We start from the raw sequence: 22,076 nt of genomic DNA, 5'->3' as shown, positions 1-22,076 counted from the left end.
AGCAGTCTTCTAAGGTATTGTCCCGGTCACGTGACCCGTGGCCGGGACTTGGACAATTTCGGGCAACATGCAGATCAGCGACATTCTCTCTCCTTCGGCCGTTCGGACGATGACCCAGAGCACCAGCAAGAAGCGGCTGTTCCAGGAAATTGCAGAGCAGGCCCGCAGCGCCTATGGCGTGGATGCGGCCCAGACCCTTGACGCGCTGCAAGAGCGGGAATCGCTGGGTCCGACCGGTGTCGGTCACGGCGTCGCATTGCCCCATGCAAGGCTGCATGGGCTCGATCATGTGGTCGGGCTTTTCCTGCGGCTTGAAAAGCCGCTCGATTTCGACGCGGTGGACCGTCAGCCCGTCGATCTGATCTTTGCCCTTCTGGCCCCCAAGAATTCGGGCGTCGATCACCTCAAGGCACTCGCGCTGGTCTCGCGGACGCTGCGCGATCAGGATCTGCGCGCCAAGCTGCGGGCCAATGAGGATCCGGTGGCGCTGCATGCCATGCTGGCCGCCGCTCCGGGGATCAAGGCCGCCTGAAAGGGTGAAGTGTTTCCGGATTCATGCTAGGCTGCCCGGCACCAAATGGGGGAGTTTGGCCATATGACACGGCATATCACGGATAAGACGCAGGAAAATGGCCCGGGCCGCCTGCAGAATTTCACCCGTCAGGAGCGCGAATCCGGGATGCACCCGTCGGTTGCGGTCCTGCATTCCAGGCCTCGCAAGGAAACTGCCAGCGAAGGCCGGCGCATCATCGAATTCGCCCGTATCGAGCGCGGACATCGCGTCTGATCCGAACGGATCGAAACCGGCCGCAGCATTGCGCTGCGGCCGATCTTTTCATGTCCTGTGGCCGGATCAGGCGCGGACCAGCGCCTCGTAATCCGCGGCGATGTCGCGGGTCAGTTGGCCGACCTGGAAATGCCAGTCGCCGATCTGACCGACCGGGGTGACCTCGGCCGCCGTGCCGGTCAGGAAGCATTCCTGGAAGCCTTCCAGTTCTTCGGGAGTGATGCGGCGCTCATGCACCGCGATGCCCTTGTCCCTGAGCATCTGGATGATGGTCTGGCGCGTGATCCCGTTCAGGAAGCGGTCGGCCAGCGGGGTATGGACCTCGCCATCCTTGATGAAAAAGACGTTCGCGCCGGTCGCCTCGGCGACATATCCCTCCCAATCCATGAACAGCGCATCCGAGCAGCCCTTGGCCTCGGCGGCGTGCTTGGACATGGTGCAGATCATGTAGAGGCCGGCGGCCTTGGCGGCGGTCGGGATGGTATCGGGGCTCGGGCGTTTCCATTTGGCGATGTCGAGCTTGGCACCCTGCCATTTCGCGTCACCGTAATAGCTGCCCCATTCCCAGGCCGCGACAGCCAGGCGCACCGGGTTGCGGGCGGCCGACACGCCCATGTCGAGGCCCGAGCCGCGCCACATCACCGCGCGCACATAGGCATCGGTGAAACCATTGGCCTTCAACACCTCTTCCTTGGCCGCATCGATCTCTTCGGCGGTATAGGGCGATTGCATGTCCAGAAGGCGTGCCGATTCGATCAGCCGCAGCGAATGCTCGTGGCCCTTGAAAATCTTGCCGCTATAGCAGCGCTCGCCTTCGAATACCGAGCTTGCGTAATGCAGGCCGTGGGTCAGGATGTGGACATTGGCATCGCGCCAGTCCACAAGCTTGCCATCCATCCAGATTTTACCGTCACGATCGTCGTAAGCGCCTGCCATTTTGTCCTCCGGCCGGTCTGTTTTTCGGATTGTTGCGTCAGCTGGTCAGTATCCGCATATAAAGTTGCGCAACATGGGGTCTGAGCTATCCATTGGTGATTGGAAAGTCAACAAGCCTGACGTAATAAGAGCCATGCAACACGGGGGAACCATGCAGAACAAGGTCGGCATCGCGCCCGTCTCCGGCGAAAATCTTCTGTTCCTGACCGATGACCAGTTGCGGCGCGGGATCGAGGCGATGTTCTTCGCCTATCGCGCCTTCACCTCCGATCCCGACCTGATCCTGGCCGATATGGATTATGGCCGCGCCCATCACCGCGCGCTGCATTTCGTCCATCGCGAGCCGGGGCTGACGGTGACGGCGCTGCTGGACGTGCTGGGCGTGACCAAGCAATCCCTGAACCGCGTGCTCCGCACCCTGGTCGAGGACGGGCTGGTCGAAAGCCGGGTCGGTCTGCGCGATCGCCGCGAAAGGCTGCTGTTCCTGACCGAAAAGGGCAGCGCGCTGGAACGCCGCCTGTCCGAGACCCAGCGCGCGCGGATGCGCAGCGCCTATCGCGCAGCGGGGCCGCAGGCCGTCGCGGGCTTCAGGCAGGTGCTTGAGGCCATGATGGACCGTGATACGCTGCGCCAGTTCAAGGCGCTGAAGGATCTTTCCGACCCGACATGACAGAGCACGATCAGCCGCTGGCCCATATCCTCGTCGTCGATGATGACGAGCGGATCCGAACCTTGCTGCGCCGCTTTCTGATGCGGAACGGTTTCCTGATCAGCACCGCGCGCGACGCGGCCCATGCCCGCCGTTTGCTGGCCGGGCTGGATTTCGACCTGATCGTCCTCGACGTGATGATGCCGGGGGAGGATGGATTCTCGCTGACCCGAGACCTGCGCAAGCGGATGTCGACGCCCATCCTGCTTCTGACCGCGCGCGGCGAGACCGAGGACCGGATCTCGGGGCTGGAAAGTGGGGCGGATGACTACCTGCCCAAGCCCTTCGAGCCGCGCGAACTCTTGCTGCGCATTGCCGCGATCCTGCGCCGGGTACCGGCCGCGGAATCACGGGGGCCGAAATTCCTGTCGATCGGCCAGCTGCGCTATGACGCCGACAAGGGCGAACTCTGGCAGGGGGAATCGCCGCTTCGGCTGACCGGAACCGAGCATGCCCTGCTGCGCCGGCTCGCCGACACGCCGCGACAGCCGGTCAGCCGCGCGGAATTGATCGAGGATCTGGGCCGCAGCCCCGCGGATGATGCCGGCGAAAACTCCGAACGGGCGATCGACGTGCAGATCACCCGCCTGCGCCGCAAGATCGAACCGGATCCCCGGGAGCCCCGCTATCTGCAGACCGTGCGGGGCACGGGATACATGCTGGTGCCCGACTGATCAGGTGCGACGAAAAAGGGGCCCCGCAGGGCCCCTTGTCATTCATGCCAGCGCGCCGTGGCAATGCTTGAACTTGTTCCCCGAGCCACAGGGGCAGGGGTCGTTGCGCGAGGGATTGCCCCAAGTGGTCGGGTCGGTCTCGTCGAATCCAGCGACGCGGCCCGAGACTTCGCCGCCTTCGGCCTCTTCATGTTCGGGCTGCATGCGGCTTTGCGTGTCGGCCATCTGCTGCTGATAGTCGCGCATCATCTGCTCGCGCTCGGCATCGGTCAGCGGGCGGATACGGGCAAGCTGCTGGGTCACGTCATAGCGCAACCCGTCCAGCATCGATTCGAAAAGCTGGAAGGCCTCGGTCTTGTATTCCGAAAGCGGATCGCGCTGCGCATAGCCGCGGAAGCCGACAACCGAGCGCAAATGTTCGAGCGTCACCAGATGCTCGCGCCATTTCGCGTCGATCTGCTGCAGCAGAACCTGCTTTTCGATCTGGCGCATATTGTCCGGACCGAACTGCTCGGCCTTTTTGGCCATATAATCGCTTACCGAATTCTGGATGCGCTCGCGCATGGCTTCCTGGTCGACGCCGTCAAGGCCCGCCCATTCCTTGATCGGCAGGTCCATGTTCAGACGGTCGATGATCGCCGCCTTGAGCCCATCCGTATCCCATTGCTCGGCATAGGCGCGGGGCGGAAGGAACTCGTCCACCAGATCGTCCAGGACCTGATTGCGCATATCCGCGGCGACCTCGTCGACCTCTTCGGTATGCATGATTTCCAGACGCTGGCTGAAGATCGCCTTGCGCTGGTCGTTCATCACATCGTCGAATTTCAGAAGCTGCTTGCGGATGTCGAAGTTGCGACCCTCGACTTTCGCTTGTGCGCGCTCCAGCGACTTGTTGACCCAAGGATGGATGATCGCCTCGCCATCTTTCATGCCCAGCGTGGACAGGACCTTGTCCAGACGCTCGGAACCAAAGATGCGCATCAGGTCGTCTTCGAGCGACAGGAAGAACAGCGAGCGGCCGGGATCGCCCTGACGGCCCGAGCGGCCGCGCAGCTGGTTGTCGATGCGGCGCGATTCATGGCGTTCGGTGGCGAGGACGAAAAGTCCACCGGCGCTCAGCACGTCCTGCTTGGCGGTTTCGTGCTCGGCCTCGATCCGGGCGCGCAATTCGTCCGGATGGGCCTCGGGATCGGCGGCGAGCGCCTGCATCACCTTCATCTCGACATTGCCGCCCAGCTGGATGTCAGTGCCGCGGCCGGCCATGTTGGTGGCGATGGTAACGGCGCCGAGCTTGCCCGCCTCGGCCACGATCTGGGCCTCGGCTTCGTGCTGGCGCGCGTTCAGCACGTTATGCGCGATGCCGGCCTGATCCAGCATCTGGGACAGCATCTCGGATTTCTCGATCGAGGTCGTGCCGACCAGGATCGGCTGGCCCTTTGCATGAGCCTCTTTGATGGCTTCCAGAACGGCGGCGTATTTCTCGGCGGCAGTGCGATAGACGCGGTCATGCTCGTCGATACGCTGGATCGGGCGGTTGGTCGGAACCTCGACCACGCCGAGCTTGTAGATCTCGGCGAATTCCTCGGCCTCGGTCGCGGCCGTGCCGGTCATGCCCGACAGCTTGCCATAGAGGCGGAAGTAGTTCTGGAAGGTAACCGAGGCCAGCGTCACGTTCTCGGGCTGGATCTGGACGTTTTCCTTGGCTTCGATGGCCTGATGCAGACCGTCCGACAGGCGGCGGCCCTTCATCATCCGGCCGGTGAATTCGTCGATCAGCACGATCTCGCCGTCGCGCACGATGTAATGCTGGTCGCGGTGGAACAGCTTATGGGCCCGCATCGCTTGGTTGGCGTGGTGGACGATCGTGGTCGATTCGGGGTCGTAAAGCGTCTGGCCTTCCGGCAGCACAGCCGCCGCCTGCAGACGCTTTTCGAGGAACTCGTTGCCTTCCTCGGTGAAGGTCGCATTGCGGGACTTTTCGTCGAGCTTGTAATGCTCGGCGGTCAGTTCCGGCATGAAGGCATCGAGGGTCTTGTAAAGCTCGCTGCGGTCCTGCGAGGGACCCGAGATGATCAGCGGCGTGCGCGCCTCGTCGATCAGGATCGAATCGACCTCGTCGACAATGGCGAAGAAATGGCCGCGCTGGACCATCTGCTCTATCGAGCCCTTCATGTTGTCGCGAAGATAGTCGAAACCCAGTTCGTTATTCGTGGCGTAGGTCACGTCGGCCTGATAGGCGGCGCGCTTTTCCTCGTCGGGCTGGAAGGGATAGACGACGCCGGTGGTCAGGCCCAGCTGGGCAAACACCTTGCTCATCCACTCCGCGTCGCGCTTGGCGAGATAGTCGTTGACGGTGACGACATGGACGCCCTTGCCCGCCAGCGCGTTCAGATAGGCCGGGAAGGTCGCGACCAGGGTCTTGCCCTCGCCGGTCTTCATTTCCGAGATATTGCCCTGATGCAGGAAGATCCCGCCCATAAGCTGCGTGTCGAAGGCGCGCAGGCCAAGCGCGCGGCGCGCGCCCTCGCGGCAGTTCGCAAAGGCCTCGGGCAGCAGCTTGTCCAGGCTTTCCCCGGCTTGCGCGCGGGCCTGCATATCGCGGGTCCTCGCGACCAGATCGGCATCTGACAGGGCGCGGAACTGGTCCTCCAGCGCGTTGATCTGAGCCACCAGGGGACGCACAGATTTTACCTTGCGGTCATTGGGCGTGCCAAAGACCAGTTTAGCCAAGTTTCCGATGCCGAGCATGTGAGCCTTCAAAATCGCGTATCTGTGGGTGCGCCGGACGTTCCGCCCACTTGCCGCCACCATTCGCCATGCCCTATCACATGGGCCGGAAAAACGGCGACGGGCGCGCATTTTCGGTTGCACCGGATCTATGCGTCGTATGCCTTTCTGTCAACGCTTGCGGCGGTTCACCGGGCGTGGGCCTGCCGAAACGAACCGGTCCCAGGAGAGGGAATAGGATGTTGAAAACGCTTCTCGCCGCCACGGCGCTGGCCGCAGTCTCGATGGCGGGGCTGCCCGCCTTCGCACAGGATGCCGATACCGTTGTCGCAACCGTGAACGGCGAAACCATCACGCTGGGCCAATTGATCGCCATGCGGCAGGGCCTGGACGAACAGGCGACGCAAGGTCTGCCCGACGCCGCGGTCTGGGATCTGATGCTGGATCAGATGATCCGGCAGACCGCCGTGGCGCAGGTCGCCTCCAAGGACATCAGCAAGCGCGACCAGATCGGGCTCGAGATCGAGCGCCGCGCCTATCTGGCGGGTTCCGCTCTGGAAAAAGTTGCCGGGGCCGAGCCGACCGATGCCGAGTTGAAGACCGCCTATGACCAGATCTTTGGCGGCGAAACCGAACCTAAGGTGGAATTTAACGCCGCCCATATCCTTGTGAAAACCAAGGAAGAGGCTGAGGCCATCGCCAAGCAGGTCAAGGAAGGCGGCGATTTCGGGGCCATTGCCGCCGAGAAATCGACTGATCCGGGTTCGGGACCGAACAAGGGAGATCTGGGCTGGTTCCAGCCCGAGCAGATGGTCCAGCCCTTTGCCGATGCGGTCAAGACGCTGAAAAAGGACGAAATCTCCGAGCCGGTCGAGACCCAGTTCGGCTGGCATGTCATCAAGCTGATCGACCAACGCGAGGTGACGCCGCCCAAGCTGGAAGAGGTGCGCGAGCAACTGGTCATCCAGATCCGCCGCGACAAGGTTCAGGCCGAGATCGAGAAGCGCGTGACCGAGGCCAAGGTCGAAAAGACCGAAGGGCTCAGCCCCGAGCTTTTGGGCAAGACCGAGCTGCTGGAGGAATAAGTGATGGCCAAGGCCGACAAGAGCGCTGAAAAAATCAAAGACCTGAAGAAAAAGGTGAAAAAGCTCAAGGCGGCCATGGCCGAGGCTGGGCAGGGGGCGGCACCCCTTGCCAATCCGCAGCCGGTCGCGAAACCCGCAAAGCTGGTTTCGCCGCTGGCCCCCGCCCGCTTTCCGCGCCTGCCCATGATCGAAGGCGTCGAATTCGCCTCGGGGGCGGCCGGGGTGAAATATCAGGGGCGCACCGATGTGATGTTGGTGCGGCTCGCGCCCGGCACCGCGATCGCGGGCGCCTTCACCAAGTCATCGACCCGTGCGGCCAGCGTGCTGGATTGTCAGGCCAAGCTGGCGCTCAAGCAGGATCTGACCCAGGGCGCGGCGATCATCGTGAACTCGGGCAATGCCAACGCCTTTACCGGACGCAATGGCCAAGAGGCGGTGGACAAGGTCACTGGAAGCGTGGCCGAGACGCTTTCGATCCCTCGTGACCGGGTCTTTTCCTCTTCGACCGGGGTGATCGGAGAGCCGCTTCCGGCGCAGCGCATCACGGCGATGGTGGACCAGCTCGCGCTTGGGCTGCGGATCGACGGCGCGGCCGAGGCGGCGCAGGCGATCATGACCACCGATACCTTTGCCAAGGGCGCGACGGCGACCATCGAGGCGGAGGGCGGGCCGATCAAGATCGTCGGCATCGCCAAGGGCTCCGGCATGATCGCGCCCGATATGGCGACCATGCTGGTCTATATCTTTACCGATGCGAAAATCGCCCCGAACCTGCTGCAGAAAATGCTGACCAAGCAGCTTGAGGCCAGCTTCAACGCCATCACCGTGGACAGCGACACCTCGACGTCGGATGCCTTGCTGCTGGCCGCGACGGGAAAATCGCCTGCGGCTGCGATCACGGATCAGCGCTCGGCTCCGGCGCGCGCCTTCTCGAAGGCGCTCGGAGAGGTCATGCTGGATCTGGCGCATCAGGTGGTGAAGGATGGCGAGGGCGCGACGAAATTCGTCGAAGTGAATGTGACCGGAGCGGCAAGCGTCGCTGACGCCCATCGCGTCGCCATGGCGATTGCGAATTCTCCATTGGTCAAGACCGCCATCGCCGGCGAGGACGCGAATTGGGGCCGCGTGGTCATGGCGGTCGGAAAGTCCGGCGCGCAGGCGGATCGCGACAGGCTGACCATCCGTTTCGGCGACATGGTTCTGGCCGAGAATGGCTGGCGCGCCCCCGGCTACGACGAGGAACGGGCCAGCGCCTATATGAAGCGCGACAATCTGGTGATTTCGGTCGATCTGGGCTTGGGCAAGGCCGCGCGCCGCGTCTGGACCTGCGATCTGACCCATCGCTATATCGACATCAACGCGGATTACCGCTCGTGAAGATCGTTCTGGTTGCGGCCGTTGCGCTGATCGACAGAGACGGCCGCGTGCTTCTGGCGCAGCGCCCCGAGGGGAAATCCCTCGCGGGCCTTTGGGAGTTCCCGGGCGGCAAGGTCGAGCCGGGAGAATCCCCCGAGACGGCCCTGATCCGCGAACTCGATGAGGAACTAGGCATCAAGACTTGGGATTCCTGCCTGGCACCGCTGACTTTCGCCAGCCATCGCTATGATGATTTCCATCTGCTGATGCCGCTTTACGCATGTCGCAAATGGGAGGGGATCCCCTTCTCGCGCGAGGGTCAGGCCATAACCTGGGTGAATGCTATAAATTTGTCCAATTACCCCATGCCACCGGCCGATCTGCCCTTGATTCCCATCCTCCGAGATTGGATATGAGGCCTTGCCACAACAGGTTCCACGCAGGATTCAACTTCTGCCGATCTGTTACACAAAATTAGTTAATTCTTAACGAATTTGTGGCAAAGATGAAATGAGTAGGAGGGATTGGACATGATTCGCACGATCACGATCGGCAGCTACATCTCTGTCCAGGGTGTCTTCGAGCGGCAGGTGGCGAACGGCAACATCGTTGTGCGCGTCGGCACCAAGACCTACGAAGGCAAGCCTGTACTGGCAGCCTGACCATCATTCGGAAGAATGAAGACATTAAAACGGGGCTTCCTTCGGGAGGCCCCGTTTTAGTTTAGCGCCCGTCTGGCGCGGCAGCCGCCGGTGAAAAGAAAACGGGCGGATGCATCTGCATCCGCCCGTTTGATTCTTGGCTCCGTCGCGCGGCGATCACAGCTTGCGCTGGATTTCCTCGCGCTCGAAGATCTCGATGATATCGCCCTTGCGGATATCGTCGTAATTCTCGAAGGCCATGCCGCATTCCTGGCCGGATTGCACTTCCTTGACCTCGTCCTTGAAGCGCTTGAGCGTCTTGAGCGTGCCTTCGTGGACGACCACGTTGTCGCGCAGCAGGCGGACGCCGGCCGAACGGCGCGCCACGCCCTCGGTGACGAGACAGCCCGCGACATTGCCGACGCCAGTGACGCGGAAGGTTTCGCGGATCTCGGCATAGCCGATGAAGTTCTCGCGCACTTCAGCCGAGAGCAGACCCGAGGCCGCCGCTTTGATGTCATCCATGAGATCATAGATGATCGAGTAGTAGCGGATCTCGACGCCCTTCTGGTTGGCGGCGTTGCGTGCCGGAGCATTGGCGCGGACGTTGAAGCCGATGACCGGGGCCTGACTGGCTTCTGCCAGACCGACATCCGACTCGGTGATCGCGCCGACGCCGTAATGCAGGACCCGGACACGGACTTCGTCGTTACCGACTTTTTCCAGCGCCTGGACGATGGCTTCGGCGGAACCCTGCACGTCGGCCTTGATGACGACCGGCAGTTCGGCGACGTTCTTGTCCGCCTTGGCCTTGGCCAGCATCTGGTCCAGCGTGATCGCGGCACCGGCGGCAGCGCGTTTGTCCTTGGCCGCCGAGATACGGTAATCCGCGATCTCGCGGGCCTGTGCCTCGGTCGAGACGACGTTCAGCACGTCACCGGCTTCGGGCGTGCCGTTCAGACCCAGCACCTCGACCGGAACCGACGGACCGGCTTCGTCGACGCGCTCGCCCTGATCGTTGATCAGCGCACGGACCTTGCCCCACTGCTCGCCGACGACGAAGATGTCGCCGCGCTTCAGGGTGCCGTTCTGCACGAGAACGGTCGCGACCGGGCCGCGGCCCACGTCCAGCTTGGCCTCGATCACTGCGGCAGAGGCCGCGCGCTCGGGGTTGGCTTTCAGTTCGAGGATCTCGGCCTGCAGCGCAATGGCTTCCAGCAGCTTGTCCAGGCCCAGGCCGGTCTTGGCCGAAACCTCGACATCCTGCACGTCGCCCGACATCGCCTCGACGACGACTTCGTGCTGCAGCAGGTCCGTGCGGACTTTCTGCGGATCGGCGCCGTGCTTGTCGACCTTGTTGATCGCAATGATCATCGGGACCTTGGCGGCCTTGGCGTGGTTGATCGCCTCGACCGTCTGCGGCATGACTTGGTCATCGGCAGCGACGACCAGCACGACGATATCCGTCACTTGCGCGCCACGGGCACGCATCGAGGTGAAGGCGGCGTGACCGGGCGTGTCGAGGAAGGTCAGCAGCGCACCGGATTCGGTCTTCACCTGATAGGCGCCGATATGCTGCGTGATGCCGCCGGCTTCGCCCGAAACGACATTCGCCTTGCGGATGGCGTCCAGAAGCGAGGTCTTGCCGTGGTCGACGTGACCCATGATCGTGATGACCGGCGGACGAGACAGCAGATCCTCGGCCTTGTCTTCGACCTGATCGATGACCTGTTCGACATCGGCATCCGAGACGCGGACGGCGCGATGGCCGAATTCGTCGATCACCAGTTCAGCGGTGTCGGCATCGACGGCCTGGTTCGCGGTGACCATCATTCCCATGCGCATCAGCGACTTGATGACGTCCGGGGTGCGCTCGGCCATGCGGTTCGCCAGTTCCGACACCAGGATGGTTTCCGGAAGCTGCACGTCGCGGACCTGCTTTTCGGCACGCTGGGCACCGCCCATGGCTTTCTGCCGGGCTTTTTCCTGCTTGCGCTTCATCGCGGCGAGGCTGCGCTGGCGACCGCCTTCACCGTCCAGAGCCTGGGTCAGCGACAGCTTGCCGGTGCGGCGGTTATCGTCGCGGTTCTTGTCGCGATTGTTGTTGCGGTCATCGGCACCACCGCGCGGATCGCGGTCGCGTTCGGTCTTGCGCGGCGCGGCCGAAGTGACGCCTTTGGTCTCGGCGCGGGCGGCGGCAGCCTCGGCTGCGGCGCGATCGGCCGGGGTCTGGCGTGCTTCCGGTGCCTTGGGCTTGCTGACCTCGGCCTTTTTCTGGGCGCGGAGTTCGGCTTCGCGGGCACGACGCTCGTCCTCTTCGGCCTTCAGGCGCAGGGCTTCCTCGCGTTCGCGATCCTCGCGCTCCTTGGCTTCCAGCTCAAGGCGGCGACGCTCGCGCTCTTCTTCGCGGGCCTTTTCCTCGGCTTCGCGCTGCGCAGCTTCCTCGACCTCGCGGGCCTTGGCGGCGCGAAGGGCGGCCAGGCGGCGCTCCATCTCGGCATCCGAAATCCCGGCCGGGCGTTTCGAGGGGTCGCCGCCGATCGTCGAGGAAGAGCCCGAGCGCGAATTGCCCGCACCCGCGCCGGGTTTCCCCGGAACGACCACGCGCTTGCGCTTGACCTCGACCGCGACGTTATGGGTCCGACCGTGGCTGAAGCTTTGCTTCACCTGGCCCGAACGACCAGCGCCGCCACCAAGACCCAGGGGTTTCTTTCCGTCAGTATCGCTCATTCCGCTATTCATTCCTTCTCGGCGGATGCGCCGCCGTCATGCCCGCGCAGACCCGTCAGTCTGCTTGCGTCCCTGATCAACGTGTTCGTCAGGCCCCCCGGCGCAAGCGCGCTGTGTATGACATGATCACGCCCAAAGGACAAACCCAATTCTGATGCGGTCAGGCAACCGAACCAACGCCCGCCGGGCGGGGTCCAAAGCTTGCCTTTGCCGCGGTCCGAACCGTCGCTGGCCTGCAGCAGCACTTTCGCCTTGCCTGCAGCCAGCCACTCCTTGACCTTTTCGAAGCCGGCCACTGCCCGCCCGGCCTTGCGGGCCAGCGAAAGCGTGTCGATCACGCGCTTCGCAAGCCCGGCTTCAATCATTTCGAGCAGTTCCGGTGGAACCGAGACCTGCGCCTTGGCTCCCCTTGAGAACATACCCTTTGCCGCGGCCTTATCCAAGGCCTTGCGATCCGAGACGACCCAGAAGCCGCGCCCTGGCAGCTTCTCGGCAAGATCGGGCACGACGATCGCGTCGGGGCCAGCCACAAAGCGGATCAGCCCCGCCTTGGGTTGGGTCTCGCCCGTCACGATGCAGCGCCGTTCGGGCGTCTCGCGGTCCTTCGTCTGGCCCCCGCGTGTCATCAGCCTCCCGGGGCGTTACACCCCGGCCTCCTTGTCTTCGGTTGCTTCGGTCGCGGCTTCAGGTTCCGCAACCGATTCCATTTCGGTCGGATCGACCCAGCCCAGCATGACGCGGGCGGTCATCACCATGTTCTGCGCCTCTTCCAGCGAGACGTCGAAAGGCTCGAGAATGCCTTCGTCCTTCTTGCGCTGGCCATTCTCGGTGGTCCAGCCGCCGGCCAGTTCCCAATCGGCGCAGGTGGCGAAGTCCTCGAGCGTCTTGACGTCGTCCTTGGCGAGCGCCTCGACCATCTGAGGCGTCAGGCCCTCGAACTCGATCAGGCTGTCCTCGGCCCCCAGAGCGCGGGCATTTTCCAGAGCGGCGCGGTTCGCGGCCTCCAGATTTTCCCGGGCGCGGGTCTGAAGTTCCTCGGCCGTGCTTTCGTCCACACCCTCGATCGAGGTCAGCTCGTCCAGATCGACATAGGCGACCTCTTCGAGATTGGTGAAGCCCTCGGCGACCAGAAGCTGGGCGAAGAACTCGTCCAGATCCAGTGCATCGACGAAGAGCTTCGTGCGGGCGTTGAACTCGGCCTGACGACGCTTCGATTCTTCTTCTTCGGTCAGGATGTCGATATCCAGACCGGTCAGCTGCGAGGCCAGACGCACGTTCTGACCGCGACGGCCGATCGCAAGGCTTAGTTGTTCATCGGGGACGACAACTTCAATACGCGAGGCGTCCTCATCGAACACGACTTTCGCCACTTCGGCGGGTTGCAGCGCGTTCACAAGGAAAGTCGCCTGATCATCCGACCACGGAATGATGTCGATCTTCTCGCCCTGAAGCTCGCCGACAACAGCCTGAACGCGCGAGCCGCGCATACCGACGCAGGCGCCGACCGGGTCGATCGAGTTATCATAGGAGATCACGGCGATCTTGGCGCGCGATCCCGGATCGCGGGCGCAGGCTTTGATCTCGATCACGCCGTCATAGATTTCCGGCACTTCCATCTTGAACAGTTCGGCCATGAACTGCGGATCGGTGCGCGACAGGAAGATCTGCGGGCCACGGCTTTCGCGGCGCACGTCCTTGACATAGGCGCGGATGCGGTCGTTCGGGCGGTAGCTCTCGCGGCCGATCTTCTCGTTGCGGCGCAGGATGGCTTCGCCACGGCCGACATCGACGATGATGTTGCCATATTCCTCGCGCTTGACGACGCCGTTGATGATGGTGCCGGCGCGATCCTTGAACTCTTCGTATTGGCGGTCACGCTCGGCTTCGCGGACCTTTTGCAGGATGACCTGCTTGGCCGATTGCGCGGCGATGCGGCCCAGTTCGACCGGCGGAACCTGATCGACGATCTCGTCGCCGACCTTCGGGTTGGCCAGATAGGGCTCGGCCTGCTTGACGGTCAGCTGCGCCTGATAGTTCTCGACTTCCTCGTCCTCGACGACGGTGCGGACGCGGGTGAAGGTGGCATTGCCGGTCTTGCGATCGATATGGACGCGGATGTCCATCTCGCTGCCGTAGCGCGACTTGGCGGCACGGGCGAGGCTGTCCTCCATCGCCTGGATCACCAGATCCGGGTCGATCATCTTCTCGCGCGCGACCGCCTCGGCGGTCTGGAGAAGCTCAAGCTGGTTGGCAGAGGTAATGGCCATTCCTCACTCCTTCGCGTCGGCGTTGTCTTCGCCGGCTTCAGTTTCGATCTCGTCAAAGTCGGTTTCGTCCAGATGCTCGATCTGCACGCCCGCGTCCTTCTTTTGCCGAAGCATTTCGGCGATCAACTCGTCAGTCAGCACAAGCTTGGCATCCGAAAGCCAGTCGAAGTTCAGCCCGATGGTATGGGTTTCTCCGGCTTCCTCGATATTCAGCAGAACCTCGTCGCCCTCGACGCCGGCAAGCGTGCCCTTGAAACGCTTGCGCCCGTCGATCTGCTCGTTGGTTTCAAGCCGGACTTCGTAACCCTCAAAGGTCGCGAAATCCTTGAGGCGGGTCAGCGGGCGGTCGATGCCGGGGCTGGACACTTCAAGGTGATAGGCTTCCTCCAGCGGGTCCTCGACATCGAGAACGGCGCTGACGGCAGTCGAAATATCGCCGCAATCATCGACATTGATGCCGCCTTCGGGCCGGTCGGCCATGATCTGCAGCGTCGAGGTCTTGCCGCCTTGCAGGCGGATGCGAACCAGTTCGAAACCCAGATCTTCGATCACCGGCGAGATGATCTCGGCCAGGCGCCGGTCGATGGCAGTCTTGGCAATGAGGTCGGACATGATCGGTATCCCAAAAACAAAAAACGGGCCTAAGCGGCCCGCACATCTTATCGGTGGGCAGGCTGTGGACACCTGCGCCGCTGTTGAGCGTCATATAGTCGCGCTGGCGGCGGAATGCAAGGAAAAGCGCGCCTGCGCGCGTCAGACCATCGTATCGCGGTTATCCTGCCAGATATGCAGGTTCAAAAGTCCGGCGTAAGTGAGCCAGCCCAGATAAATCAGGAATAGAAGGGCTGCGAAGACGTCGTGCCGGAACGCCGCGAAGGTCATCGCCGCGACCACGACCCACAGCGCCACGATGACGCCGAGCGCCCAGTCCAGCCGGTGCGCACCGAAAAACACCGGCGTCCACAGCGTGTTGAGTGCGATCTGCGCCGACCAGAGGGCCAGCACCATGCCGGTTTCGGGCCGAACCGCAAGCCGCGCCGCGCCCCATGAGATCAGGACGTAGATGGTCGTCCAGGCCACGGGAAAGACCCAGCGCGGCGGCGTGATCGGCGGCTTGATCAGTTCCTCATACCAGCTTTCGGGCTTGAAGCTCAGACCGGTCGCCCCTGCCGCCGCACAGGCGATCAAAAAGGTCACGAATAGCATGTTTGGTCCTCAGGCGACGCGGCCGCCCCGTTGCGCCGCATCTCGCAAACCATCCATGACCCGCACGAGTTCCGTGGCGATTCGCGGCTCGCTCAGCGCATGGCCCGAGGCCGGGACCATCCGCAACTCGGCCTTGTCCCAGCCCTGCGCCAATTCCCAAGCCGTTTGCGGCGGGCAGACCATATCGTAGCGGCCCTGAACGATATGGGCAGGCAGATGCTCGATGCGATGGCGGTCGCGCAGAAGCTGCCCCTCGTCGAGGAAGCAGCCATGCACGAAGTAATGGTTCTCCAGCCGGGCAAAGGCGCGGGCGTAATCCGGGGGCGCATGGCCCGCGCCCGAGATCTCGAGGCCCGCCAGCGCGTTCTCCCATTGCAGCCAGGGCAGCGAGTAACGGATCTCCTGCCCGCGATCGCCGCCGAACAGGCGACGATGATAGGCCATGATCATGTCGTCGCGCTCGGCCTGGGGAATCGGGCGCTGGAACTCGGCCCAGCGATCCGGGAAGAACCGCGCGACCCCGCCGCCATAGAACCAGTCAAGTTCGGCGCGGCGGCCCAGAAAGACCCCTCGCAGCACCAATGCCAGAACCGCCTCGGGATGGGCTTGCGCATAGGCCAAAGCCAGCGTCGCCCCCCAGCTTCCGCCAAACAGGATGGCGGGGCCGATGCCCAATTCACGGCGGATGCGCTCGATATCGGCGACCAGATGCTGGGTCGTATTGGCGGCGACCTCGGCATGGGGGCGCGAGCGGCCGCAGCCGCGCTGGTCGAAGAGCACCGCGCGGTAATGACGGGGATCGAAGAAACGCCGCATGAAGGGGCTGCACCCCCCGCCCGGACCGCCATGCAAGACGATGACCGGCACTCCCTCGGGATGGCCGCTTTGTTCGACATAAAGCGTATGACCGTCGCCAACGTCGATCTGGCGCTGGTCGAAGGGCTCGACCATCGGGTGCAGCTTGCCTTGCGACGGGTTGCCGCCGATTTGCCCTGCCAATCTGTCCATGTGACGACTATATAACGCCCCGCAGGCGCCCGCCATACGAAGGACGGCCAGATGACCGAAAGACCGCAAATCAGCAGCATCGACCCCGCCGAGGTTGCGAAATTCCAGGCCATGGCGGCGGAGTGGTGGGACCCGCAGGGCAAGTTCAAGCCGCTGCACATGCTCAATCCGACGCGTCTGGAATATGTCACCACCCAGATCGCGGCGCAGTTCGGCCGCGACCGCGATGCCGACTTGCCGCTTGAGGGCCTGACGGTGCTGGATATCGGTTGCGGCGGCGGGTTGATGTCCGAGCCCCTGGCCCGGCTGGGAGCGACCGTCACCGGGGCTGATGCGGCGGAAGGCAATATCGCCATCGCCAAGCTTCATGCCGAAGAGCAGGGCCTGCCGATCGATTACCGCGCCACCACCTCCGAGGCGCTGCTGGCCGAGGGCCACAGCTATGATATCGTCATGGCGCTGGAGATCGTCGAGCATGTCGCCGACCCCGCCGAATTCATTGCCTCCTGCCGCGATCTGGTGAAGCCGGGGGGGATGCTGATCCAATCGACGCTGAACCGCACCCTGCGCAGCTTCGGGGCGGCCATCATCGGGGCGGAATGGGTGATGCGATGGCTGCCCAAGGGCACGCATGACTGGCACCGCTTCATCACGCCCGAGGAACTGGCCGCGATGACCGAGGCCACCGGCCTCAACGTCGTCGACCGCTGCGGCATGGTCTTCAACCCGCTGGGCTGGAGTTGGTCGCTGTCCCATCGCGACCTGTCGGTCAATTACGCGATGACGGCGCTGCGCGACTAACGCTCGTTCTGGCGCGTCGCTTCTTCGAGTTGGCGGCGCAAGAGGCGGAGTACGGGCAGGGCCGCGCGCACCCGGTCTGCGCCGATCTCGCGCACCACGTCGCCGATGCGCGGCATGAACGCTGCCAGCGCCGCATCGCGGGCGGCGCGTCCAGCCGGGCTGATCGAGACGAATTTGCGCCGCGCATCGTCCCAATCCGGGCGGATATGGATATGGCCCGCCCATTCCAGCCGCGACAGCGTATTGGTCATCGCGCCGCGCGTGACGTGAAAGGCCTCGGCCAATTCGGCGGGGCTGCGCTCGACGCCCAGATGCGCAAGCAGGTTCAGCACCGAGAAATGCGAGATCTGCATGCCCTTGGGCAATGCGTTCCCGATCAGGTCGCGGGCGAGCTGGTCGGCGATGAAGACTTCGGAAAACAGGCTCGCGGCCAGCGCATCGGCCGAAGCCTCGGTGCTGGGCGGGTGTTGTTCCACGGGCTTGCCTGGCATTTCTCTCTCATGGTCCCGAGTAAACTCGGTCGTGGGTCAGGGACGGGATGCGGGACCGTGCCTTTAGAACGGCGGCGGGGTCAAGCACAACCATCGTGACGCCGGGTTCCGTACCGCCATCGGCGATGATTTCGCCCCAGGGCGAAACGGCCAGCGAATGGCCGTGGCTGCGCCGTGGCGCGCGTTCGGGGCAAAGATGGTTGGCATGTGTGCCGCATTGCGCCGGAGCCAAAACATAGCAGCCGGTTTCGATCGCACGGGCGCGCAGCAGCACCTCCCAATGGGCGGCCCCGGTCGTGTCGTTGAAGGCCGCGGGCACGGTCAGGATCTGTGCCCCGGCCTTGGCGAGATCGCGGTAGAGATGGGGAAAGCGTAGGTCATAACAGACCGACAGGCCGATCGGCCAGGGCCCATCCGCCAGAACCGCCTGTCCGCCCGGTCGGAAGGCCGCCGATTCCCGATAGGTTTCAGACTCGGAGACGGTGACGTCGAACATGTGCAGCTTGTCATAGCGCGCGACGATCCCGCCATCCGGCGCGATCAGGAAGCTGCGATTGGCAAAGCGGCTGTCTGTGGGCTCGTCCGTCCTGAGCGAGAGCGATCCGATCAGCAGGCAGATCCCAAGGCGGCGCGCATCCTCGCGCAGCGCGGCAAGGGTGGGGTCCGAAGCTTCGGGGCAAAGCAGACGCTCCTGCGTCTTGCGGTCGGCATTCAAAAGATTGGTGGCCTCGGGCGTCAGCACGAAATTCGCGCCGCGCCCGGCGGCCTCGGCGATCAGGGCGCGGGTCTGGGGCAGGTTGCGCTCGGGGTCGTCCGAAACGCAAAGCTGCACCAGCCCGGCCGTGATCGGAGCATGGCTCATGCGGCAAGGCCAAGCAGGCGATCCAGCTTGCCGTCGCGGTCGAGGGCGTGGATGTCGTCGCAGCCGCCCAGATGCTGGCCATCGACAAAGATCTGCGGCACGGTGCGGCTTCCGCCTGCGCGCTGCGTCATCGCGGCGCGCAGGCTAGGGTCGCGCGCCACATCGGTTTCCTCGAAGGGGACGCCCTTGCGGTTCAGCAATGCCTTGGCGGCAACGCAATAGGGGCAGGTGGGGGTGGTATAGATCTCGACCTTGGCCATCAGCACGTCTTTCAGTGGTTTCCTGTTCCACCCCTATCTAGGGATCCTTGACCGCGCGTGCCAGAACCACCACCGAGATCGGACCCGATCCCGCCGCCCGCAGCGCCTCGGCGGCGGCGGCCAGCGTCGCGCCCGAGGTCAGCACGTCATCGACCAGCAGGATGGCCCGCCCCTCGATTTCGGATCGATATTTGCGTTCCGCGCCGAAGGCATCCTCGACATTGGCAAAACGGTCCTCGACACTGCCATGATCCTGCATCGGGCCGTGGCGAAGACGGCGCAGCGCATAGGGCAGATGGGTCAGACCATGCACGCGCGCCACCCGTTCGGACAGCAGCGCGGCCTGGTTATACTTGCGGCGCAAGAGCCTGCGCATGTGGACCGGGACGGGCACCACGATCATTTCGGACCGGACCAGAGGCGTCGCGGCGCGGGCCACCCAATCCCCAAGTGTCGGCGCGATGTCCAGCCGGTCGCCATGTTTCAGCAAGAGCGTCAGTTTGCGACCGGTCCCGGCATAGACCATCGCCGCACGGCCCCGCACCCAGGGATGCGCGACATGCAGACATTCGTCGCAAACGAGCGGCCCGGATTCATCGAGATCATCGACGCCATCCCCGGGCAGCGGCGTGCCGCAGCGCGAACAGGCAGGGCCGGTGATGAACTGGGCCTCGCGCCAGCAATTCGGACATAACCCGCCTTCCTCGGCCACTGCTTCACCGCAGGCCAGGCACTGGGGCGGAAAGATGATCCGCAATCCGCCTTTCATCACCTCCAGAAGCCCCCTATTGTGCGCAACCATGATGAATACCCATCAAAACACCGTACCCATATTGATCGACCGAGCCGCGCTGCGGCGCAATCGCAGCCGCGCAGATCGCCTTGGACCTGTCGATTTTCTGCATCGCCTCATGGCGGACGAAATCGAGGATAGGCTGGCAGAGATTAAAAGATCGTTCAGCCGCATCGCCGTGGTCACGGGCTTTGCGGAGTTCTGGTCCGGGGTGTTTCCTGCGGCCCGGGTCGTGGCCGACGAGCCCGAACTGGACCTGCTGCCGGGCGCCTATGATCTGGTGATCCATGCCATGGCGCTGCATTGGGCCGAGGACCCGGTCGGCCAGATCGCGCAATGCAGCCGTGCCCTGCAACCCGACGGTCTTTTTATCGCGGCCTGTCCCGGCGGCAGGACCCTGAACGAATTGCGTGACGCGCTGACCCGGGCCGAGGCCGAGGTCACGGGCGGGCTGTCGCCCCGCGTCCTGCCGATGGGAGAGATCCGCGATCTGGGCGCCCTGATGGGGCGGGCCGGGCTGGCTTTGCCGGTGGCCGATCAGATCGCGCAGAATGTGAGCTATCGCAGTCTGTTCCATCTTGCGCAGGATCTGCGCGGCATGGGCGAGGGCAATGCCCTGAACGGCCGTCTGCGCCATCCCACGCGGCGAAAAGTCCTGATGCGCGCCGCCCAGATCTATGCTGAATCCCATCCCGACCCGGCCGATCCGGACCGCGTCCGCGCGACCTTTGAGCTGGTCTTTCTGACCGGCTGGTCACCGGATGCGAGCCAGCAGAAACCGCTGCGCCCCGGTTCGGCCAAGATGCCGCTTGCCGAGGCGCTGAGAAACATGAGGAAGCCGCAGGAATGACCCGACCCGTAACCGCCCCAGCCGATCATCCCGCGATCGCCCCCCCCCGCATCGGCGTGCTGGTGGCCAATCTGGGCACGCCGGACGGGACCGATTACTGGTCGATGCGGCGCTATCTGAACGAGTTCCTCTCAGACAAGCGGGTGATCGACCTGCCAAGCTGGAAATGGCAGCCGATCCTGCAAGGCATCGTCCTGTCCAAGCGGCCCTTCAGTTCGGGGGCGAATTACAAGACGATCTGGAACAACGAGGCGAATGAAAGCCCGTTGATGACGATCACCAAGGAGCAGGTCGCGGGCCTGCGGGAACGCGCCCATGCGCTTTGGGGCGAGCGGGTCATGGTCGAGTTCTGCATGCGCTACGGCAATCCCTCGACCGAATCCGTCGTTGACCGCATGGTCAAGGCGGGCTGCGACCGGATCCTCTTCCTGCCGCTTTACCCGCAATATGCGGGCGCGACCTCGGCCACCGCGAATGACCAGTTCTTCCGCGCCCTGATGAAGCAGACGCGGCAGCCCGCATCGCGCACCGTCGCGCCCTATTTCGACCGACCGGATTATATCGCGGCGCTGGCCGGATCGGTCACGCGCGCCCTGAACGGTGTCGTGCCGCGCAAGCTGGTGGCGAGCTATCACGGCATGCCCAAACGCTACCTGATGCAGGGCGACCCCTATCATTGCCAGTGCCAGAAGACCTCGCGGCTTCTGGGCGAGCGGCTGGGCTGGGCATCCGATGTGATCGACACCACATTCCAATCCGTCTTTGGCCGTGAGGAATGGTTGCGGCCCTATACCGTCGAGCATGTCGCGGAACTGGCGAAAAAGGGCTTTACCGAGATCGCCGTCATCTCGCCCGCCTTCTCGGCCGATTGCATCGAGACGCTCGAAGAGATCCAGGGCGAGATCCGCGAAGCCTTCATTCATGCGGGCGGCAAGGAGTTCACCTATATTCCTTGCCTGAACGCGCACTCCGACCATCTGGACGTGCTGACCACGATCATTGCCGAGAATCTCGGCGGCTGGATGTGAAAAAGGCCCCCTCGGGGGCCTTTCGCGATCTCGAATATCCTTCGCTCAGATGATCAGGACCTGGGTTCCGACCTTGGTCAGATCATACATCTGCTGGATATGCTCGTTATAAAGGCCGATGCAGCCATTCGAGGACTTGCGCCCGATCTTGCGCGTGTCATGCGTGCCGTGGATGCGGTAATATTGCCAGCTGAGCCACAGCGCATGGGTGCCCAGAGGATTGTCCGGGCCGGCAGGCACGAAATCGGGCCATTCGGGATTGCGCTTTTTCATTTCGGGCGTGGGCGACCAGGTCGGGCCCTTCACCTTCTTGATGATCTCGGTCCGGCCGGTGCGCGTCAGGTCGGCGCTGACCGGCACCGAGGTCGGGAAAAGCTTGTAGACCGCCTGGTCCTCGGACCAGAAATGCAGCGCGCGCGAGTTCAGATCCACAAGGATCGCGCCATTGGTCAGATTGCTGAAATAGGGCTGCCAGTCCTGCATCCGGAAGCTCGAGATATTCCGGCGGGAATCCTGCGCCGCGTCATATTGCACCATTCCGGCATCCGGCGTGGCACCACCGCCCGAGCCCTGCAGGGGCTGGCCGGTATAGGGGTCGTACGACTGCGCGATCGCAGGCGCGGCCAAACCCGCAGCACCCAGTGCCACGGATGTGGACAGAAAATTCCGGCGCGAGACCGGAGCCTTCGAGGTGATCATCTATCGCTCCTGAATGTTTCGGGGGCCGTTTTCACGACCGTCACTGCCCAATTTTGTTGATGGTTCTGAAGCGCGAAATACGGGCTGCCGCAGGCGCTTGCAATTCAAACTCGCGTCATTGTCGCATCGCTGCCGCAGTCTGTTGCGCTCACGCAATCTTGGGTTT

At 63.6% G+C, this 22,076-nt stretch carries 24 protein-coding genes; 11 read left to right on the top strand and 13 right to left on the bottom strand.

From position 1 onward, the window contains the following. The first annotated feature begins 67 nt into the window (after positions 1–67). Positions 68–532, top strand: a complete 465-nt coding sequence (locus ESZ60_RS01345; protein WP_134678603.1) for a PTS sugar transporter subunit IIA — start codon at positions 68–70, stop codon at positions 530–532. 63 nt (positions 533–595) lie between these two features. Further along, positions 596–787 carry a hypothetical protein gene (locus ESZ60_RS01340; protein ID WP_134678602.1) on the top strand — a complete coding sequence of 64 codons (192 nt, stop codon included), beginning with the start codon at positions 596–598 and terminating at the stop codon, positions 785–787. Between the two features lie 66 nt (positions 788–853). Here the strand turns inward: ESZ60_RS01340 and ESZ60_RS01335 are convergent, their stop codons facing one another. Further along, positions 854–1,723, bottom strand: coding sequence for a branched-chain amino acid aminotransferase (locus ESZ60_RS01335; RefSeq protein WP_134678601.1), 870 nt, complete (start codon positions 1,721–1,723; stop codon positions 854–856). A 151-nt stretch (positions 1,724–1,874) separates the two neighbouring features. Between ESZ60_RS01335 and ESZ60_RS01330 the strand changes: the two genes are divergently transcribed. After that, positions 1,875–2,393, top strand: a complete 519-nt coding sequence (locus ESZ60_RS01330; RefSeq protein WP_134678600.1) for a MarR family winged helix-turn-helix transcriptional regulator — start codon at positions 1,875–1,877, stop codon at positions 2,391–2,393. Further along, positions 2,390–3,106, top strand: a complete 717-nt coding sequence (locus ESZ60_RS01325) for a response regulator (protein ID WP_134678599.1) — start codon at positions 2,390–2,392, stop codon at positions 3,104–3,106. Before ESZ60_RS01330 ends, ESZ60_RS01325 begins: the two co-directional genes overlap by 4 nt. Positions 3,107–3,148: 42 nt before the next feature. On the opposite strand, the gene secA is transcribed toward ESZ60_RS01325, so the two are convergent. Then, the gene (secA, locus tag ESZ60_RS01320; protein WP_134678598.1) at positions 3,149–5,854 is read right to left on the bottom strand and encodes a preprotein translocase subunit SecA; all 2,706 of its coding nucleotides are present in this window, start codon (positions 5,852–5,854) and stop codon (positions 3,149–3,151) included. A 218-nt stretch (positions 5,855–6,072) separates the two neighbouring features. On the opposite strand from secA, the gene ESZ60_RS01315 reads away from it, so the two are divergent. The 4 genes from ESZ60_RS01315 (at position 6,073) to ESZ60_RS21655 (ending at position 8,936) form a co-directional block, all read left to right on the top strand. Then, positions 6,073–6,918: a peptidylprolyl isomerase gene (locus ESZ60_RS01315; RefSeq protein ID WP_134678597.1), complete on the top strand. Its 846-nt coding sequence runs from the start codon at positions 6,073–6,075 to the stop codon at positions 6,916–6,918. 3 nt (positions 6,919–6,921) lie between these two features. Further along, positions 6,922–8,295 carry a bifunctional glutamate N-acetyltransferase/amino-acid acetyltransferase ArgJ gene (gene argJ, locus ESZ60_RS01310; protein WP_134678596.1) on the top strand — a complete coding sequence of 458 codons (1,374 nt, stop codon included), beginning with the start codon at positions 6,922–6,924 and terminating at the stop codon, positions 8,293–8,295. Further along, positions 8,292–8,690, top strand: a complete 399-nt coding sequence (gene mutT, locus ESZ60_RS01305; RefSeq protein ID WP_134678595.1) for an 8-oxo-dGTP diphosphatase MutT — start codon at positions 8,292–8,294, stop codon at positions 8,688–8,690. Before argJ ends, mutT begins: the two co-directional genes overlap by 4 nt. 114 nt (positions 8,691–8,804) lie before the next feature. Next, positions 8,805–8,936: a hypothetical protein gene (locus ESZ60_RS21655; RefSeq protein ID WP_280633990.1), complete on the top strand. Its 132-nt coding sequence runs from the start codon at positions 8,805–8,807 to the stop codon at positions 8,934–8,936. A gap of 156 nt (positions 8,937–9,092) precedes the next feature. Here the strand turns inward: ESZ60_RS21655 and infB are convergent, their stop codons facing one another. The 6 genes from infB to pip form a co-directional block, all read right to left on the bottom strand. Further along, positions 9,093–11,645 carry a translation initiation factor IF-2 gene (gene infB, locus ESZ60_RS01300; RefSeq protein WP_134678594.1) on the bottom strand — a complete coding sequence of 851 codons (2,553 nt, stop codon included), beginning with the start codon at positions 11,643–11,645 and terminating at the stop codon, positions 9,093–9,095. Between the two features lie 8 nt (positions 11,646–11,653). Next, complete coding sequence (locus tag ESZ60_RS01295; RefSeq protein ID WP_134678593.1) at positions 11,654–12,271, bottom strand: RNA-binding protein; 618 nt, start codon at positions 12,269–12,271, stop codon at positions 11,654–11,656. 15 nt (positions 12,272–12,286) lie between these two features. After that, the gene (gene nusA, locus ESZ60_RS01290) at positions 12,287–13,912 is read right to left on the bottom strand and encodes a transcription termination factor NusA (protein WP_134678592.1); all 1,626 of its coding nucleotides are present in this window, start codon (positions 13,910–13,912) and stop codon (positions 12,287–12,289) included. Between the two features lie 3 nt (positions 13,913–13,915). Continuing rightward, positions 13,916–14,524 (bottom strand): ribosome maturation factor RimP, encoded by a 609-nt coding sequence (gene rimP / locus ESZ60_RS01285; protein ID WP_209021216.1) that lies wholly within the window; start codon positions 14,522–14,524, stop codon positions 13,916–13,918. Between the two features lie 141 nt (positions 14,525–14,665). After that, positions 14,666–15,118: a tryptophan-rich sensory protein TspO gene (gene tspO, locus ESZ60_RS01280; protein ID WP_134678591.1), complete on the bottom strand. Its 453-nt coding sequence runs from the start codon at positions 15,116–15,118 to the stop codon at positions 14,666–14,668. Between the two features lie 9 nt (positions 15,119–15,127). Then, positions 15,128–16,126 (bottom strand): prolyl aminopeptidase, encoded by a 999-nt coding sequence (pip, locus tag ESZ60_RS01275; protein ID WP_134678590.1) that lies wholly within the window; start codon positions 16,124–16,126, stop codon positions 15,128–15,130. A gap of 51 nt (positions 16,127–16,177) precedes the next feature. Between pip and ubiG the strand changes: the two genes are divergently transcribed. Further along, positions 16,178–16,927 carry a bifunctional 2-polyprenyl-6-hydroxyphenol methylase/3-demethylubiquinol 3-O-methyltransferase UbiG gene (gene ubiG / locus ESZ60_RS01270; RefSeq protein WP_134678589.1) on the top strand — a complete coding sequence of 250 codons (750 nt, stop codon included), beginning with the start codon at positions 16,178–16,180 and terminating at the stop codon, positions 16,925–16,927. Here the strand turns inward: ubiG and ESZ60_RS01265 are convergent. Genes ESZ60_RS01265 through ESZ60_RS01250 form a run of 4 tightly spaced genes read right to left on the bottom strand, consistent with a single transcriptional unit; the run spans position 16,924 to position 19,342 of the window. Further along, positions 16,924–17,418 carry a MarR family winged helix-turn-helix transcriptional regulator gene (locus ESZ60_RS01265; protein ID WP_134678588.1) on the bottom strand — a complete coding sequence of 165 codons (495 nt, stop codon included), beginning with the start codon at positions 17,416–17,418 and terminating at the stop codon, positions 16,924–16,926. The genes ubiG and ESZ60_RS01265 overlap by 4 nt on opposite strands. Positions 17,419–17,425: 7 nt before the next feature. Next, entirely contained in the window at positions 17,426–18,280 is an 855-nt protein-coding gene (locus ESZ60_RS01260; RefSeq protein WP_245155542.1) for a carbon-nitrogen hydrolase family protein, read from the bottom strand. Further along, entirely contained in the window at positions 18,277–18,540 is a 264-nt protein-coding gene (gene grxC / locus ESZ60_RS01255; protein WP_134678587.1) for a glutaredoxin 3, read from the bottom strand. Before grxC ends, ESZ60_RS01260 begins: the two co-directional genes overlap by 4 nt. A 37-nt stretch (positions 18,541–18,577) precedes the next feature. Then, on the bottom strand, positions 18,578–19,342 hold the full coding sequence (locus tag ESZ60_RS01250; protein ID WP_245155541.1) for a ComF family protein: 765 nt from the start codon (positions 19,340–19,342) through the stop codon (positions 18,578–18,580). Here ESZ60_RS01250 and ESZ60_RS01245 point away from each other — a divergent pair. Beyond that, positions 19,341–20,183, top strand: coding sequence for a methyltransferase domain-containing protein (locus ESZ60_RS01245; protein WP_134678586.1), 843 nt, complete (start codon positions 19,341–19,343; stop codon positions 20,181–20,183). The genes ESZ60_RS01250 and ESZ60_RS01245 overlap by 2 nt on opposite strands. Beyond that, entirely contained in the window at positions 20,180–21,211 is a 1,032-nt protein-coding gene (hemH, locus tag ESZ60_RS01240; protein WP_134678585.1) for a ferrochelatase, read from the top strand. Before ESZ60_RS01245 ends, hemH begins: the two co-directional genes overlap by 4 nt. Positions 21,212–21,256: 45 nt before the next feature. On the opposite strand, the gene ESZ60_RS01235 is transcribed toward hemH, so the two are convergent. Then, a complete protein-coding gene (locus tag ESZ60_RS01235) occupies positions 21,257–21,910 on the bottom strand; it encodes a L,D-transpeptidase (protein ID WP_134678584.1) in 654 nt (217 codons plus the stop codon). Between the last annotated feature and the right edge of the window lie 166 nt (positions 21,911–22,076).

This window comes from Paracoccus ravus (assembly GCF_004522175.1).
Classification (GTDB): Bacteria; Pseudomonadota; Alphaproteobacteria; order Rhodobacterales; family Rhodobacteraceae; genus Paracoccus; species Paracoccus ravus.
The sequence above is the reverse complement of the archived record's forward strand: the minus strand, read 5'-3'. Positions and strand labels throughout refer to the sequence as shown.